At 73.4% G+C, this 15983-nt stretch carries 14 protein-coding genes; 7 read left to right on the forward strand and 7 right to left on the reverse strand.

What is annotated here, in order from left to right:
- Positions 1 to 55: 55 nt before the first annotated feature.
- The 3 genes from FHX75_RS27885 to ilvC are packed head-to-tail and all read left to right on the forward strand — an operon-like array spanning position 56 to position 3522.
- Positions 56 to 1939 carry an acetolactate synthase large subunit gene (locus FHX75_RS27885; protein ID WP_154943334.1) on the forward strand — a complete coding sequence of 628 codons (1884 nt, stop codon included), beginning with the start codon at positions 56 to 58 and terminating at the stop codon, positions 1937 to 1939.
- On the forward strand, positions 1939 to 2454 hold the full coding sequence (gene ilvN / locus FHX75_RS27890) for an acetolactate synthase small subunit (RefSeq protein ID WP_088963577.1): 516 nt from the start codon (positions 1939 to 1941) through the stop codon (positions 2452 to 2454). The genes FHX75_RS27885 and ilvN overlap by 1 nt, the downstream gene beginning before the upstream one ends.
- A 54-nt stretch (positions 2455 to 2508) precedes the next feature.
- The gene (gene ilvC, locus FHX75_RS27895) at positions 2509 to 3522 is read left to right on the forward strand and encodes a ketol-acid reductoisomerase (protein ID WP_088963576.1); all 1014 of its coding nucleotides are present in this window, start codon (positions 2509 to 2511) and stop codon (positions 3520 to 3522) included.
- A gap of 242 nt (positions 3523 to 3764) precedes the next feature.
- Here ilvC and FHX75_RS31030 read toward each other — a convergent pair whose 3' ends face one another.
- A complete protein-coding gene (locus tag FHX75_RS31030) occupies positions 3765 to 5303 on the reverse strand; it encodes a hypothetical protein (protein ID WP_170285489.1) in 1539 nt (512 codons plus the stop codon).
- Positions 5304 to 5572: 269 nt separating this feature from the next.
- Here FHX75_RS31030 and serA point away from each other — a divergent pair, with 269 nt between their 5' ends.
- Complete coding sequence (gene serA, locus FHX75_RS27905) at positions 5573 to 7171, forward strand: phosphoglycerate dehydrogenase (RefSeq protein ID WP_154943335.1); 1599 nt, start codon at positions 5573 to 5575, stop codon at positions 7169 to 7171.
- 63 nt (positions 7172 to 7234) lie between these two features.
- Here the strand turns inward: serA and FHX75_RS27910 are convergent, their stop codons facing one another.
- A complete protein-coding gene (locus FHX75_RS27910) occupies positions 7235 to 7591 on the reverse strand; it encodes a hypothetical protein (protein ID WP_088963573.1) in 357 nt (118 codons plus the stop codon).
- Positions 7592 to 7951: 360 nt separating this feature from the next.
- Entirely contained in the window at positions 7952 to 8827 is an 876-nt protein-coding gene (locus FHX75_RS27915) for an FAD:protein FMN transferase (protein WP_154943336.1), read from the reverse strand.
- Between the two features lie 221 nt (positions 8828 to 9048).
- Between FHX75_RS27915 and FHX75_RS27920 the strand changes: the two genes are divergently transcribed.
- Together FHX75_RS27920 and FHX75_RS27925 are read left to right on the forward strand one after the other, a co-directional pair.
- On the forward strand, positions 9049 to 10080 hold the full coding sequence (locus FHX75_RS27920; RefSeq protein ID WP_154943337.1) for a 3-isopropylmalate dehydrogenase: 1032 nt from the start codon (positions 9049 to 9051) through the stop codon (positions 10078 to 10080).
- Between the two features lie 231 nt (positions 10081 to 10311).
- Complete coding sequence (locus tag FHX75_RS27925) at positions 10312 to 11409, forward strand: branched-chain amino acid aminotransferase (RefSeq protein WP_154943338.1); 1098 nt, start codon at positions 10312 to 10314, stop codon at positions 11407 to 11409.
- A gap of 83 nt (positions 11410 to 11492) precedes the next feature.
- On the opposite strand, the gene FHX75_RS27930 is transcribed toward FHX75_RS27925, so the two are convergent.
- The 4 genes from FHX75_RS27930 to FHX75_RS27945 form a co-directional block, all read right to left on the reverse strand.
- Positions 11493 to 12233 (reverse strand): tyrosine-protein phosphatase, encoded by a 741-nt coding sequence (locus FHX75_RS27930; RefSeq protein WP_281290845.1) that lies wholly within the window; start codon positions 12231 to 12233, stop codon positions 11493 to 11495.
- Between the two features lie 56 nt (positions 12234 to 12289).
- Positions 12290 to 12748 carry a PRC-barrel domain-containing protein gene (locus FHX75_RS27935; RefSeq protein WP_154943339.1) on the reverse strand — a complete coding sequence of 153 codons (459 nt, stop codon included), beginning with the start codon at positions 12746 to 12748 and terminating at the stop codon, positions 12290 to 12292.
- Positions 12749 to 12906: 158 nt separating this feature from the next.
- Positions 12907 to 13437, reverse strand: coding sequence for an alkylhydroperoxidase, AhpD family (ahpD, locus tag FHX75_RS27940; protein ID WP_154943340.1), 531 nt, complete (start codon positions 13435 to 13437; stop codon positions 12907 to 12909).
- Between the two features lies 1 nt (position 13438).
- Positions 13439 to 13999: a peroxiredoxin gene (locus FHX75_RS27945; protein WP_154943341.1), complete on the reverse strand. Its 561-nt coding sequence runs from the start codon at positions 13997 to 13999 to the stop codon at positions 13439 to 13441.
- 367 nt (positions 14000 to 14366) lie between these two features.
- On the opposite strand from FHX75_RS27945, the gene cimA reads away from it, so the two are divergent.
- Complete coding sequence (gene cimA, locus FHX75_RS27950) at positions 14367 to 15950, forward strand: citramalate synthase (RefSeq protein WP_154943342.1); 1584 nt, start codon at positions 14367 to 14369, stop codon at positions 15948 to 15950.
- The last annotated feature ends 33 nt before the right edge of the window (positions 15951 to 15983 follow it).

Genomic DNA, 15983 nt, shown 5'->3' on the forward strand with positions numbered 1-15983 from the left:
GCCCGCGTCGCACGTGTCGAAAGCCTCCACCCTCCAGCCGAAGGCCTGAACCGCCATGACGAGACCCACGCCAGAGACCCTCGCCCACTCCGCCCGGCGGGCGCGCACGGCCACCGAGCCGGCCGCCGACGCCGACCACACCCCCGCGCCGCGCGGGGCCGCCGCGGCCACCCCGGCCGTACGGCAGCCCGCCCCCGCCCAGGTCTCCGGGGCCGGCTCGCTCGTGCGGTCCCTCGAGGCGCTCGGCGTCGACGTCGTCTTCGGCATCCCCGGCGGGGCGATCCTGCCCGCGTACGACCCGCTCTACGACTCGACCGTGCGCCACATCCTGGTCCGCCACGAGCAGGGCGCCGGGCACGCCGCCACCGGGTACGCGCAGGCCACCGGCCGGGTCGGCGTCTGCATCGCCACCTCCGGCCCGGGCGCGACCAACCTGGTCACCCCGATCGCCGACGCGTACATGGACTCGGTCCCGATGGTCGCGATCACCGGTCAGGTCGCGCGGCCCTCGATCGGCACGGACGCCTTCCAGGAGGCGGACATCCAGGGCATCACGCTGCCGATCACCAAGCACAACTTCCTGGTCCAGACCCCGGAGGAGATCCCGCAGGTGCTGGCCGAGGCCTTCCACCTGGCCTCCACCGGGCGGCCCGGGCCGGTGCTGGTCGACATCCCCAAGGACGTCCTGCAGGCGCCGACCACCTTCGCCTGGCCGCCCACCCTGGACCTGCCCGGCTACCGGCCGACCCTCCACCCGCACGGCAAGCAGATCCGCGAGGCGGCCCGGCTGATGGCCATGGCCCGCCGGCCGGTGCTCTACGTCGGCGGCGGCGTGCTCAAGGCCGGCGCCACCGAGGGCCTGCGCAAGCTGGCCGAGCTGACCGGCATCCCGGTGGTCACCACGCTGATGGCGCTGGGCGCGTTCCCCGACTCGCACCCCCAGCACCTGGGCATGCCCGGCATGCACGGCACCGTCGCCGCGGTGTACGGCCTGCAGAAGTCCGACCTGATCGTGGCGCTGGGCGCCCGGTTCGACGACCGGGTCACCGGCCAGCTGGACTCGTTCGCCCCGGACGCCACGGTGGTGCACGCCGACATCGACCCGGCCGAGATCGGCAAGAACCGGCACGCGGACGTGCCGATCGTCGGTGACGCCAAGCACGTCATCGACGAGCTGATCGCCGCGGTCACTGCCGAGCGCAAGGCCGGCCACCGGTCCGACCTGGCCGACTGGTGGACCCAGCTGGACGACCTGCGCCAGCGTTACCCGCTGGGCTACGAGGAGCCGGGCGACGGCACCCTCTCCCCGCAGTACGTGATCAAGCGGCTGGGCGAGATCGCCGGCCCGGACACGGTCTACGTGGCCGGCGTGGGCCAGCACCAGATGTGGGCCAGCCAGTTCATCTCGTACGAGAAGCCGGGCACCTGGCTCAACTCCGGCGGCCTCGGCACCATGGGGTACGCCGTGCCGGCGGCGATGGGCGCCAAGGTCGGCCGGCCGGACACGGTGGTCTGGGCGGTGGACGGCGACGGCTGCTTCCAGATGACCAACCAGGAGCTGGCCACCTGCGCGCTGGAGGGCATCCCGATCAAGGTCGCCGTGATCAACAACGGCAACCTCGGCATGGTCCGGCAGTGGCAGACCCTCTTCTACGGTGAGCGGTACTCCAACACCGAGCTGGGCACCCACAAGCACCGCATCCCGGACTTCGTCAAGCTCGCCGAGGCGCTCGGCTGCGTCGGCCTGCGCTGCGAGACCCCCGAGGACGTCGACAAGACGATCGAGGCGGCGATGGCGATCACCGACGCGCCCGTCGTGATCGACTTCGTGGTCGGCAAGGACGCGATGGTCTGGCCGATGGTGGCCGCCGGCACCAGCAACGACGAGATCATGTTCGCCCGTGGCGTCCGCCCGGCCTTCGACGAGGACGAGATCTGATGACTCTGCACACCCTTTCGGTCCTGGTGGAGAACAAGCCGGGCGTCCTGGCCCGGGTCTCCGGCCTGTTCTCCCGGCGCGGGTTCAACATCGACAGCCTCGCCGTCGGCGAGACCGAGAACCCGGACGTCTCCCGGATCACCATCGTGGTCAACGCCGAGTCGTCCCCGTTGGAGCAGGTCACCAAGCAGCTCAACAAGCTGGTCAACGTACTGAAGATCGTGGAGCTGGACCCGCAGGTCTCGGTGGCCCGGGAGCTGCTGCTGGTCAAGGTCCGCGCGGACCGCAACGCCCGGGCGCAGGTGCTGGAGACGGTCAACCTGTTCCGGGCCCGGGTGGTCGACGTCGCGCCGGACACGCTGACCATCGAGGCCACCGGCACCCCCGACAAGCTGGACGCGCTGCTGCGCGACCTCGAACCGTTCGGCATCAAGGAGATGGTCCAGTCCGGCACGGTGGCGATCGGGCGCGGCTCGCGCTCCATCACCGCCGGGCCCGCGCTGCGCGCCGCCTGACCACCGCACAAGTCCACGACGGGCCGCTCGGACCGCCGTACGAAAGGGAAGTCAATGAGCGTTGAGGTGTACTACGACGACGACGCCGACCTGGGCCTGATCCAGGGCCGCAAGGTCGCGGTGATCGGGTACGGCAGCCAGGGCCACGCCCACGCGCTGTCGCTGCGCGACTCCGGCGTCGACGTGGTGATCGGCCTGCCGGCGGGCTCGAAGAGCCGGCCGAAGGCCGAGGAGCAGGGCCTGCGGGTGCTCACGCCGGCCGAGGCGGCCGCCGAGGCCGACGTGATCATGATCCTGGCGCCGGACACCGCGCAGCGCGGCCTGTACGCCGAGGCGATCGCCCCCAACCTCGCCCCCGGCAAGGCGCTCTTCTTCGGCCACGGCTTCAACATCCGGTACGACCTGATCAAGCCGCCGGCCGACGTGGACGTGGCGATGGTCGCCCCGAAGGGCCCCGGTCACCTGGTCCGCCGCCAGTACGTCGACGGCAAGGGCGTGCCCTGCCTGGTCGCCGTCGAGCAGGACGCCAGCGGCACCGCGTTCCAGCTCGCCCTGTCGTACGCCAAGGGCATCGGCGGCACCCGGGCCGGCGCGATCCGGACCACCTTCACCGAGGAGACCGAGACCGACCTCTTCGGCGAGCAGGCGGTGCTCTGCGGTGGCGCGGCGGCGCTGGTGCAGACCGGGTTCGAGGTGCTCACCGAGGCCGGCTACGCCCCCGAGGTGGCCTACTTCGAGTGCCTGCACGAGCTGAAGCTGATCGTCGACCTGATGTACGAGGGCGGCATCGCCCGGATGCGCTACAGCGTCTCCGACACCGCCGAGTACGGCGACCTCTCCCGTGGCCCACGGGTCATCGACTCCCGGGTCAAGGACGAGATGCGCAAGATCCTCGGTGAGATCCAGTCCGGCGAGTTCGCCCGCGAGTGGGTGGCCGAGGACGAGGCCGGCCGGCCGAACTTCGCCAAGTGGCGGGCCGAGGGCGCGGCCCACCCGATCGAGGAGACCGGCCAGAAGCTGCGCGCGATGATGAGCTGGGTCGACCGGCCCATCACCGAGACCGCCTGACGCGCGGCCCCGCCCCGGCGGGGCCACCGCGACGCGGCCCGCGACCCGACGCTCTCCCCGGCGTCGGGTCGCGGGCCGCGTTGGTCCGCGACCGTCGGAAAGGGAACCGCGTCGCCGCCGGGCCGGCGTGTCACCCCGGAAACCCCGATGCCCGTCGAGCCGTATGCCGCACAGTCATATTCATGCCGCTGAGGCATATCGCTCACACTGTGTCCCGCGTCGGCGGCCGTCCCGCTGCGGTCTCATGCGGGGGGAGTCGGTCCGGGTCGGGCGGAGCGAACCGCCTCGGCCTCGGCGGCCGTCCGGTCCGCCTCGTGCTGGCGGCCGAGGTGCGCCAGGATCGCGGCGAGGTCGCCCAGCGCCCGGGCCAGCGGCAGCCGGTGGGTGTCGGGGTCCACGGCGAACAGGTCGCGGCGGACCGTCACGCCCTCCCGCAGCAGGTCACTCGCGCCGAGCGGGTCGCCGGCGGCGCCGACCGCCCGGCCCAGCTCCACGAGAGAGTCGGCGAGCAGGTCGCGATACCGGGGGTCGGCCCCGGCCAGCTTCCGGGCCAGCGCCACCGCCTCCCGGCCGGCGGCCAGGCCCGCCTCCGCCTCCGCCACCTCACGGGTCGCCGCCAGGGCGCGGACCAGCCGGGGCCACCACACCTCCGGCAGCTCCTCGGCGTACGCCCGGCAGACCGCGACCGCCTCCGCGACCGGCGCGCCGGCCGACGCCCGCTCGCCGGCGGCGAACCGCAGCTCCGCCAGGTCGAGCAGGGCCCGGACGAACACCTCGTCGTCGACGTCGCGGGCCAGCTCGACCGCCTCGGTGAGCCGGTCGGCCGCCTCGTCCCGCCGGCCCGCCCGGGCGAGCAGCGCCGCGAGGGTGAGCAGCGCGTCGGCCAACCCAGGTCGGCCGCGCGGGCCGGCCGCCACCGTCGTCCGCCAGTGGGCGACCGCCTCCTCGGCGGTCCGGCAGGCCTGTCCGGGGTCGCCCAGGGCGTCCTGACAGCACGCCAGCAAGCTCAACACCCGGGCCAGTCGCGGCCGGGACGGCGGGTGCAGCCGGAGCCAGAGCGGCGACGCCAGCTCGGTACGGACCTCGGTGACCAGCTCCGACGCCTCGCCGTGCCGTCCCGCCGCGACCAGCGACTCGGCCAGGCCGATCGCCAGCTGGTGGCCGGCCGGGGCGTACCGGGCCCGGCGCAGCAGGGGCAGCGCCCGATGCCGCGCCAGCGCCTCCCGCCGGACGGCCAGCGCCTCCTCCTGCCGGCCCAGCCTCGCCCGGCAGTCCCCGATCACGCCCAGCGTCAACGCCGAACGCACCTGCTCGTCGGCGCCCCGGGTGCCGATCCGCCGCCAGATCGCCCGGGCGCCCACCGCCAGCGGCAGCGCCTCGCGCACCGCGCCGCAGGTGTGCAGGTGCACGGCCGCCAGCCGGCGGGCCTCGGCGAGCACGAGCAGCGCGGCGCGGTCGGTGGCGTCCTCGACGTACCCGATCGCCTCCCGGCACTGCGCGGCGGCCGACGCCGCGGTGCGGTCGTCCGGGACGGCGGCCTGCGCGACCAGGGCCCGGGCGAGGCCGGTGCGGTGCCGGCCGGGCTGCTGCCGGTCCAGCCGGCGGTAGAGCGCCACCGCCTCGTCGGCGGCCGCCGTGCGCCGGGCCGTGGCGGCGGCGCTGGGCCGGCTGCCCACGTGCTGGGACCGGGTGACCAACGCCTCGGCCAGCGGCGGGCCGAACCGGAGCGGCGCCCGCCGGGCGAGCCGGCGCAGCAGGGCGATGCGGACGGTGGGCGACACGGCCGGCTCCCTCCCTCAGAAGGTGCTGCGCTCCGTTGTAACCGGGCCGCGCCACCGGGCGCGCCGGGTGAACGCGGGATGACGGGCGGGCGACGACGCTGTGTGAGGGCCCTCACCCCGCCGTCCGGGACACGTCGGGCATCGGGCCACCTACGATCCCTGGTAGGTGCGTAGCCGGCACCTGACCCGGCCATGGCACGGATCAGCGCAGGGCGCAGCGCGGCGTCCCGACGCCCCAGGCCGACCGCATACGACGTCTACGAGGACCGATGAATCCTGTCGTACTGATCGCCGAAGAACTCGCCCCCGCCGCCATCGAGGTGCTCGCCCACGACTTCGACGTACGCCACGTCGACGGCACCGATCGCCCGGCCCTGCTCTCCGCGCTCTCCGAGGCCGACGCGGTGATCGTGCGCAGCGCCACCCAGATCGACGCCGAGGCGATCGCGGCCGCGCCGCGGCTCAAGGTGGTCGCCCGGGCCGGCGTCGGGCTGGACAACGTCGAGGTGCCGGCCGCCACCGCGCGGGGCGTCATGGTCGTCAACGCTCCCACCTCCAACATCGTCTCCGCCGCCGAGCAGGCGGTCGCGCTGCTGCTCGCCGTCGCGCGCAACACCGCCGCGGCCAGCGCCGCGCTCAAGGCGGGAGAGTGGAAGCGGTCCAAGTACACCGGCGTCGAGCTGCAGGGCAAGACCGTCGGCGTGGTCGGCCTGGGCCGCATCGGCGTGCTCTTCGCCCAGCGCATCGCCGCCTTCGGCACCCGGCTCATCGCGTACGACCCCTACATCCAGCCGGCCCGGGCCGCCCAGCTCGGCGTCCGCCTGGTGGGCCTGGAGGAGCTGCTGCGGGAGAGCGACTTCATCTCCATCCACCTGCCGAAGACCCCGGAGACCGTGGGCCTGATCGGTGAGAAGGAGCTGGCGGTCGTCAAGCCCGGCGTCCGGATCGTCAACGCTGCCCGCGGCGGCCTGGTCGACGAGCAGGCCCTGGCCGACGCGATCGCCGAGGGCCGGGTCGCCGGCGCCGGCGTCGACGTGTACGCCAAGGAGCCCTGCACCTCCTCGCCGCTGTTCGCCTTCGACAACGTGGTGGCCACCCCGCACCTGGGCGCCTCCACCCACGAGGCGCAGGACAAGGCCGGGCTGGCCGTGGCGAAGAGCGTCAAGCTGGCGTTGCAGGGCGAGTTCGTGCCGGACGCGGTCAACGTGCAGGCCGGCGGCGTGGTCGCCGAGGACGTCCGCCCGCTGCTGCCGCTGGCCGAGAAGCTGGGCCGGGCCTTCACCGCCGTCGCCGGCGGGGTGGCCGCCAGCGTCACCGTCGAGGTGCGCGGCGAGATCGTCAACCACGACGTGTCGGTCCTCAAGCTCGCCGCCACCAAGGGGCTGTTCAGCTCGGTGGTGGAGGAGCAGGTCACCTACGTCAACGCGCCGCACCTGGCCGCCGAGCGGGGCGTCGAGGTGACCCTCGCGACGCAGGCCGAGACGGTCGACCACCCCAACCTGGTCACCGTCCGTGGGGCGCTGCCCGACGGACGCACGGTCAGCGTCTCCGGCACCGTCACCAACACCGGCACCCGTGACGTCATCAAGCTGACCGAGGTGGACGGTTTCGACGTGGAGATCGGCGCGGAGGGCATCCTGCTCTTCCTGCGCTACGTCGACCGGCCCGGCGTGGTCGGCACCGTCGGCACGCTGCTCGGCGAGGCCGGCGTCAACATCGCCGCCATGCAGGTGGCCCGTCGGGAGGCCGGCGGCGAGACGCTGATGACCCTCACCGTCGACCAGGCGCTCGGGGCGGACCTGCTCACCTCGGCGGCCGACTCGATCGGCGCGACCTCGGCCAGCGCCGCCGACCTGCGCGACGAGTAGTACCGGTAGGCACGACGCAGGGGGGCCCGGCCGTCTCGGCCGGGCCCCTCGCCGTACGGCCGGTCAGCCTGCGACGCGGGACGGCGGCGGGTAGACCGAGCCGTCCTGGGCGTCGAAGAGCATCAGGTCGTGCTGGCCGGCCAGCCGCTCGATGTCGAGCAGCACCTGGTCCTCGCAGGTCGGGACGAGGTTCAGCTCGATGTGGTCGTTGGCCGCGTGCAGCGGTGCGACCTCCCACGGCGTACCCGGCCCGGCGTGCCGATCCGGGTAGCTGGCGGTGATGGCCCGGTAGAAGCCGACGACGCGCGGGTCGGGGTGCCGGTCATCGTGGCGTCCCTCGCGGCACCGCCGCACCGCCGCCCGGACGTCCTCCGGTGTGGCCCCGGCAGGCAGGGCCCACACGCTCAGATCGAAACTCACGGCGGACAGCGTGCCATCCGCCGTTCACCTTCCTGCAGCGGACCCGCCGACGAGCGACTCCGAGGTGACGCGAGGTCCGTCCAAGAGGGTCCGCTGTGGAGACTCTTGCGTCGAGTTGCGTCGATTCGCTAGCGTACCGGTGCGGTCGCCGGCCGAGTGGAGCGTTCGGCCCGTCTTCGGGTGACGAGGTCAGGCGTTCCGGCCGACCGGTCCGCACCCCTCGATTGCGCGAGCCACGCGCACTCGTCGCTGACCGGCCCCCACGGTCGTTGCCGAGACCGTGGGGGCCGATCGCGGGCCCGCCGACCGCGCCACCCGATGGACCCCCTCCACCGGTCGGCCGACGTGCCCCCGCCGTGCTCAGCGACGCCGGTGGGCGAAGAGCGCCTGATATCCCGAGCCGTTGCGGAACCAGGCCAGCCCGGTCGGGCCGGCCGCGTACAGCGCGGTGGCGTAGGCGTCCGCCACCGCCAGGTCGGGCCCGACGACGGTGGCGGCGACCAGCTGCTCGGCCGGTTCGCCGGTGTGCGGGTCGACCACGTGGTCCCGGCGGCCCGTCACCCCGGAGGTGCCGACCGCGCCGGCCGTCATCTCCAGGACCAGCGGCGGGCGACGCCCGTCGGTCGGGTGGTGCACCGCGACCCGCCAGGGCCCGCCGTGCGCGGCGTGACCCCGGACGGTGAGGTCCGCGCCGGAGAGCACGGCGTAGTCGTGGATGCCGGCGGCGCGCAGCCGGGCCGCCGCCCGCTCCACCGCCCAGCCGTTGAGCAGGCCGCCGGGATCGAAACCGCCGGGTACGGCCCAGGCGTCGAACCAGCCGTCGGTGGCGGCGCGCATCGCCGCGCAGCGGTCCACCAGGTCCGCCAGCGGCGGGTACGACTCGGGTGCGATCTCGCCGCGGCGCAGCCGGGAGACCAGGCTGTCCGGCCGGCCGGGGCCGTAGGTGAGGTCGATGGCGCGCAGTTCGGCGACGGCGTCACGCAGCGCGTCCCCGACCAGCCGGCGCCCGACGTGCTCGGGGGCGTTGAGCAGGAGCGAGTACTCGGCGGTGCTGGTGCGTACGGTGTGCCGGACGGCGATCCGGTCGACGGCGGCCTCGCCGGCGCGGTCGACCCGGTGGCTGCTGGTGCCGAGCCGCAGGTCCGCCCGGCGCCGGCCGAACGCCGCCTGGTCCACCCACCGGGTGCGGGGCTGCTCGTTCGTCCCGGCCGGTCGGTACCGCTGGTCGATCCGCATGACACCGCTCCTTCACCGACGGCGCCGCGGCACCGCGGCGAATCCCGTCACGGGCCCCCGTGACCCGTTCGCCATCGACCATAGGCAGCGGACATGACCGCACCATGAATGTCACCTGGGAGCCTCCTGAGCATCCGTATGTCCCGAATGTTGGAAGACGCGTACCGGGAGGCGGGACGGCGACGTACCGTGCACGAGAACGACGAGGTGAGGAGCGCCAGGTGGCACGGATCGCGGTGGTGGCCGGGGACGGTATCGGACCCGAGGTGGTCGCCCAGGCCCTCAAGGTCCTCGACGCCGTGCACCCCGGGATCGAGACCACCCGCTACGACCTCGGCGCGGCGCGGTACCACCGCACCGGCGAGGTGCTGCCCGACGCGGTGCTGACCGAGCTGGCCGGCCACGACGCCATCCTGCTCGGCGCCGTCGGCGACCCCTCGGTCCCGCCGGGCGTGCTGGAGCGCGGCCTGCTGCTCAAGCTCCGCTTCGCCTTCGACCAGTACGTCAACCTGCGCCCGTCGCGGCTCTGGCCCGGCGTGCCGGGCCCGCTGGCGAACGTCAAGCCCGGCGAGGTCGACCTGGTGGTCGTCCGGGAGGGCACCGAGGGGCTCTACGCGGGCGCCGGCGGCGTGCTGCACCGGGACACCCCGGCCGAGGTGGCCACCGAGGAGAGCCTGAACACCCGGCACGGGGTCGAGCGGGTCGTCCGGGACGCCTTCGCCCGGGCCGCCCGTCGCGAGCGCCGCAAGGTCACCCTGGTGCACAAGACCAACGTGCTGACCCACGCCGGCTCGCTGTGGGCGCGCGCCTTCGAAGCCGTGGCCGCCGAGCACCCGGACGTGACCACCGAGTACCAGCACGTCGACGCCGCCGCGATGTTCCTGGTGACCCAGCCCCAGCGCTACGACGTGGTGGTCACCGACAACCTCTTCGGCGACATCCTCACCGACATCGCCGCCGCCGTCACCGGCGGGATCGGGCTCGCCGCCAGCGGCAGCATCAACCCCGACGGGACGTACCCGTCGATGTTCGAGCCGGTACACGGCTCGGCGCCGGACATCGCCGGCAAGGGGCTCGCCGACCCGGTGGCCGCGGTGCTCTCCGCCGCGCTCCTGCTCGACCAGCTCGGCGACGCCGACGCCGCCGCGCGGGTGACCGCCGCGGTCGCCGTGGAGCTGGCCAACCGCACCCCGGGCGTACCGCTGCGCACCGAGGAGGTCGGCGACCGGCTCGCCGCCCACGCCGTGGCCTGACCGGCCGCCGGCACGCTGAACCGGTCCGCCTCCCGGGTCCGCCGGGCCCGGGGCGGACCTTCTCAGGCCCCGCCGTCGTCGCTGCTCCGCAGGCCCCCGCGGCGTCCCATCCGGGGCGTTCGATCCGCCGGGGCGGAGCTATCCGCTGAACGACCGTTCGGGGTAAGTTTCTGGCACCAGTGATTCGGTGTGCGATCCCGCACGCCGTCGACCCGCAGGGAGGTCAGCGCGATGAGCGGTGGTGACAAGCTCGATTTCGAGATCCGTCCGAATCCCGCACCGGTATCCGCCGCCGACCGGGCCGCCCTGCTGGCCAACCCGGGTTTCGGCCGGGTCTTCACCGACCACATGGTCACCATTCGCTACGCCGAGGGCAAGGGCTGGTACGACGCCCGGGTGGAGGCGCGCGCGCCGATCCCGATGGATCCGGCCAGCGCCGTGCTGCACTACGCGCAGGAGATCTTCGAGGGGCTCAAGGCGTACCGGACGGCGGACGGTGCGGTCACCATGTTCCGCCCCGAGGCCAACGCCGACCGGTTCATCGCCTCCGCCCAGCGGCTGGCCATGCCGGAGCTGCCGGCGGAGACGTTCGTCGAGTCGCTGCACCGGCTGGTCGAGATCGACCGGGAGTGGATCCCGGACGGGCCGGACGCCAGCCTCTACCTGCGGCCCTTCATGTTCGCCAGCGAGGTCTTCCTCGGCGTCCGCCCGGCCAACGAGTACCTCTACTGCGTGATCGCCTCGCCGGCCGGGGCGTACTTCGCCGGCGGGGTCAAGCCGGTCACCGTCTGGGTCTCCCCGGACTACACCCGCGCGGCGCCCGGTGGCACCGGCGCGGCGAAGTGCGGCGGCAACTACGCCGCCTCGCTGGCCGCCCAGGCCGAGGCGATCGAGGCCGGCTGCGACCAGGTGGTCTTCCTCGACGCGGTGGAGCGCCGGTTCGTCGACGAGCTGGGCGGCATGAACGTCTTCTTCGTCTACGACGACAACACCCTGGTCACCCCGCCGCTGACCGGCACGATCCTGCCCGGTATCACCCGCGACGCGGTGCTCACCCTGGCCGCCGCGGCCGGGCACCGGGTGGAGGAGCGGCCGGTCAGCTTCGCCGACTGGCAGGCGGACGCCGCCAGCGGCCGGCTGCGTGAGGTCTTCGCCTGCGGCACCGCCGCGGTGATCACCCCGATCGGCCGGGTGCGTTTCCCCGACGGGGAGTTCCTGATCGGCGGGGGCGAGCCGGGCCGGTCGACCATGGCGCTGCGGGAGCAGCTGGTGTCGATCCAGCGCGGCGAGGCCGAGGACCCGCACGGCTGGGTGCAGCGCGTCCTCTGACCACTCGTGTCGACCGCCGGCCCGCCGCCGTCACGCGGCGCGGCCGGCGGTCGGGCATCGGGGCGCGACGCTCCGTCGGCTGGCTAGTCGAGCAGGTGGTCGCGGAGGGCGGTGAGCTGGTCGTCCGTCACTCCGGCGTGGCGCAGGTAGTCCTCCACCGAGCCGTGCCCCTCCCGCAGCTCGGTCAGGAAGAGCGCCATCGCCTCGGCCGGCGAGGCCAGGAACGGCGGGGGCGGTTCCTCCGTCTGCGGGGCGGTGGCCGCCAGCCAGGCGCTGAACCGGGCCGACGCCTCGCTGCTCAGCGCGTAGTCCTCGGCGATGTCGGCGTCGCTCACGCCGAGCACCGAGAGGGTGAGCGCGCAGACGATACCGGTGCGGTCCTTGCCGGCGACGCAGTGCACGACCACCGGGGCGGTCGCGCTGTCGGCGATCAGCCCGATCGCCTCGGCCAGCCCGGCGGTGCCGGTCTGGGCGAGGTCGGCGTACCGGTCGGCGAGGTAGCGGGCCAGGCTGGCCCCCGGCTCGTACCGGCGCTGTGCCCAGTCCGCGTGCTCCGGGTGGATGTGCCGGTAGGTGAGCCCGTCCAGCTCCGGCACCCGGCCGTCCCGTTCCACCTCGGACGGTCGCCGCAGGTCGATCACGGTCCGGATGCCGAGGGCGACGAAGGCGTCCCGGTCGGCCCCGTCGAGCCGGTGCGGTGAGTCGGAGCGGTAGAGCCGGCCCCAGCGGACGGTACGGCCGTCGTGGCCGGGGTAGCCGCCGACGTCGCGGAAGTTGAACATGGCGGAGAAGGGGATCCTGCGGTTGACCTCGATGGCGTCCACCCTGACACGGTAACGGCCGGTGGGTCACCCCACCGGCCGTCAGTTTCTCGCCTCGGTCAGCGTGCGGTGCCCGGGGGGAGGTTGCCGTAGCTCTCGTCGTAGTAGCCGCCCAGCTTGTCCCGGTAGGCCGGGTCGCTGTGGCTGGTCTCGTCGTACTCCGGCGCGGCCTTGATCTGGTCCTTGCTGCGGTCGACGTAGACCTTGCGGTCGTCGTGGTCGACCTGGTTGACCATGCCGGCCGGCAGCATGACCTTCTTGCCGAAGATCCACGGCCCGGTGTCGACGACCAGGTAGCTGCCGCCGACCTCGTGACTCGCGCTGTCGATCTTGCCGATGCCGCCGTCGGTGGCCTCGACCTTGTAGCCGACCAGGTCGGCCTCGGCCACTCCGGCCTCGTCGCGGTAGCTCCACGGGTTGAAGGCGCCCGTGGGCGCACCCCCGGCGAAGGCTCCCTGACCGCCGTCGAGCACCGGCTCGGTGGTGCCGTGCGTGCTGTGCGGGTCGAGCCTGTCCATGGGTAACTCCTGTCCCGACTGTTTCCGTCGTTGTGGAGGGATCGTCTTCCGTGTCCAGAAAACAGGTACCCGGACCGGACCCCTCCCACACCACGGGACCCGCAACGCCGGTGGGCCGGCACCGCGGTCGCGGCACCGGCCCACCGGGGCGGACCAGGTCAGGCCAGCGCGGCCTGCGCGTCGAGGGCCACCGCGGCGGCGTGCACGACGGCGGCGATGCGCAGCCCCTCGTGCACCTGCTCCCGGGTGAACCCGGCACCACGCAGCGCCTTCTCGTGCGACTCCAGGCAGACGCCGCAGCCGGTGATCGCCGAGACGGCGAGGCACCACAGCTCGAAGTCGCCCTTGTCCACGCCCGGCCGGGCGATGATCTGCATCCGCAGCCGGGCCGGCATCGAGGCGTACTGGTCGTCGCCGATCAGGTGCTTGGCGCGGTAGTAGACGTTGTTCATCGCCATGATGGTGGCGGCGCCCTTGGCGGCCTCGATCGCCTCCGGCGTGAGGTGGGCGGTCGCCTCGTCGGCGATCTCCTTCAGCACGACCGGGTTACGCGCCGCGACCGCGCAGGCCAGGGCGGTGCCCCAGGCCTGCTCCGGCTTGAGGGTCGAGGTGCCGACGGTCGACCCGAGGTTGAGCTTGATGTCCTTGGCGTACTCGGGCAGAGCCGCCTTGACCGCGTCCAGACCCATCTCAGGCACCGGCGCCGGCGAGCAGCGCGTTGGCGTCCAGGGTCTCGCCGCCCTTGTTCCAGTTGCACGGGCACAGCTCGTCGGTCTGCAGGGCGTCGAGCACCCGCAGCACCTCGGAGACGTTGCGGCCGACCGAGCCGGCGGTGACCATGGCGAACTGGATCTCGTTGTCCGGGTCGACGATGAAGGTGGCCCGCTGCGCCACGCCGTCCTCGCCGAGCACGCCGCAGGCGGCGGTCAGCTCGCGCTTGATGTCGCTGAGCATCGGGAAGGGCAGCTCGCGCAGGTCCGGGTGGTCCTTGCGCCAGGCGTAGTGGACGAACTCGTTGTCCACCGAGACGCCGAGCACCTGGGCGTCGCGGTCGGCGAACTCGCCGTTGAGGCGGCCGAACTCGGCGATCTCCGTCGGGCAGATGAAGGTGAAGTCCTTCGGCCAGAAGAAGACCACCCGCCACTTGCCCTCGTGGGACTTGTGGTGGATGGTCTCGAACGCCTTGTCGGCGTCCAGCGAGACGCAGGCGGTGAGTTCGTACTCAGGGAAGCGGTCACCGACAGTGAGCACGGGTCCTCCTTGGCAAGCGGTTGTCAACGGCGCGGGGCCGGTAACTGGATCGGTTCCAGATACTTCCGCAGCGTTGTTCGCGCCTGGTGGCGGCCGGGTGACTTGTGAAGTCGATCACGAGCGGCGTGTTCCGCCCCGGTCATGGTGATTGCTCGGGTATCACCACCCTGAGTCACCGTCCCGAGATGTGGATTGTGCCTCCCAAAACCGGGGGTGGGGTGGCAGAGTGGCGATCGTGACCAGCACCGTCCTGATTATTGGCAGCTAGCGCGCCGGCTTCCCCTCCGCCGAGCGCGCAGACCTCCCGCATCCGCGGGGGGTCTTTTTGTTGCTCCCCAGCTCCGAGGTTCGTGAGGAAGGCACTCCCATGACGTTCCAGGTGTACGACACGACGCTGCGCGACGGTGCCCAGCGTGAGGGGCTCAGCTACTCGGTGGTCGACAAGCTGGCCGTGGCGCGGCTGCTCGACGAGTTCGGGGTGGGCTTCATCGAGGGCGGGTGGCCGGGCGCGGTGCCGAAGGACACCGAGTTCTTCCGCCGGGCGCGGACCGAGCTGGACCTGCGGCACGCCGTCCTGGTCGCCTTCGGCGCCACCCGCCGGGCCGGGGTGCCGGTGGCGGCCGACCCGCAGGTGCGCGGGCTGCTCGACGCCGAGACCCCGGCGGTGGCCCTGGTCGCCAAGGCCGACCTCCGCCACGTTGAGCGGGCGCTGCGCACCACCGGCCCGGAGAACCTGGCGATGATCCGCGACACCGTCGCCCACCTGGTCGCCGAGGGCCGGCGGGTCTTCGTCGACGGCGAGCACTTCTTCGACGGCTACCGGCACGACCCGGCGTACGGCGCCGCGGTGGTGGAGACCGCGCTCGCCGCCGGCGCCGAGCGGTTCGTGCTCTGCGACACCAACGGCGGGATGCTGCCGTCCATGGTGACGGCCGCGATCGCCGACCTGACCGCGCGCACCGGCATCGCCCCGGAGCTGTTCGGCATGCACGCCCAGAACGACACCGCCTGCGCGGTGGCCAACACCGTCGCCGCCGTCGAGGCCGGGGTCCGCCACGTCCAGGGCACCGCCAACGGGTACGGCGAGCGCCCCGGCAACGCCGACATCTTCGCGGTCGTCGCCAACCTCCAGCTCAAGCTCGGGCTGCCCGTCCTACCCGAGGGCTGCCTGGAGCAGATGGTGCGGGTCGCGCACGCCATCGCCGAGATCGCCAACATCGCCCCCGACACCCACCAGGCGTACGCCGGGGCCGCCGCCTTCGCCCACAAGGCCGGGCTGCACGCGAGCGCGATCAAGGTCGACCCGTTGCTCTACAACCACGTGGACCCGTCGGTGGTGGGCAACGACATGCGGATCCTGGTGACCGAGATGGCCGGCCGGGCCAGCGTCGAGCTCAAGAGCCGTGAGCTGGGCCTGGACCTGGCCGGCCATCCGGAGGCGTTGTCGAAGGTCACCAGCCGGGTCAAGGAGCTGGAGGCGGGCGGCTGGTCGTTCGAGGCGGCGGACGCGTCGTTCGAGCTGCTGGTCCGCTCGGAGCTGCCGGACGCCGCGCCGCCCCGGCCGTTCGCGCTGGAGTCCTACCGGGTGCTGGTCGAGCACCGCGAGGACGGCGCGGTGGTCTCCGAGGCCACCGTGAAGATCCGGGTACGCGGCGAGCGGGTGATCGCCACCGCCGAGGGGAACGGCCCGATCAACGCCCTCGACGAGGCGCTGCGGGTCGGCCTGTCCCGGCACTACCCGGAGCTGCGCGACTTCGAGCTGGCCGACTACAAGGTGCGCATCCTGGAGGGCAGCCACGGCACCGGCGCGGTGACCCGGGTGCTGGTGGAGACCGCGGACGGCCGCGGCCGGGACTGGACCACCGTCGGCGTGCACCCCAACGTGGTCGAGGCGAGCTGGCACGCCCTGGTCGACGCGCTCACCTTCGGCCTGGACCGCGCCCGGGTCTGAGCCGCCCGTCGGCGCGGTCGGGCCGGGTCGGGG

Origin of the sequence: Micromonospora palomenae (assembly GCF_007829925.1) — a bacterium.
Taxonomy (GTDB): domain Bacteria; phylum Actinomycetota; class Actinomycetes; order Mycobacteriales; family Micromonosporaceae; genus Micromonospora; species Micromonospora purpureochromogenes.

Bases quoted from the DNA above. Each gene is read 5' to 3' on its own strand.
- FHX75_RS27885 (WP_154943334.1), top strand. From the start codon at position 56: ATGACGAGACCCACGCCAGAGACCCTCGCCCACTCCGCCCGGCGGGCG.
- ilvN (WP_088963577.1), top strand. From the start codon at position 1,939: ATGACTCTGCACACCCTTTCGGTCCTGGTGGAGAACAAGCCGGGCGTC.
- ilvC (WP_088963576.1), top strand. From the start codon at position 2,509: ATGAGCGTTGAGGTGTACTACGACGACGACGCCGACCTGGGCCTGATC.
- serA (WP_154943335.1), top strand. From the start codon at position 5,573: ATGAATCCTGTCGTACTGATCGCCGAAGAACTCGCCCCCGCCGCCATC.
- FHX75_RS27915 (WP_154943336.1), bottom strand. From the start codon at position 8,827: ATGCGGATCGACCAGCGGTACCGACCGGCCGGGACGAACGAGCAGCCC.
- FHX75_RS27925 (WP_154943338.1), top strand. From the start codon at position 10,312: ATGAGCGGTGGTGACAAGCTCGATTTCGAGATCCGTCCGAATCCCGCA.
- FHX75_RS27935 (WP_154943339.1), bottom strand. From the start codon at position 12,748: ATGGACAGGCTCGACCCGCACAGCACGCACGGCACCACCGAGCCGGTG.
- ahpD (WP_154943340.1), bottom strand. From the start codon at position 13,437: ATGGGTCTGGACGCGGTCAAGGCGGCTCTGCCCGAGTACGCCAAGGAC.
- cimA (WP_154943342.1), top strand. From the start codon at position 14,367: ATGACGTTCCAGGTGTACGACACGACGCTGCGCGACGGTGCCCAGCGT.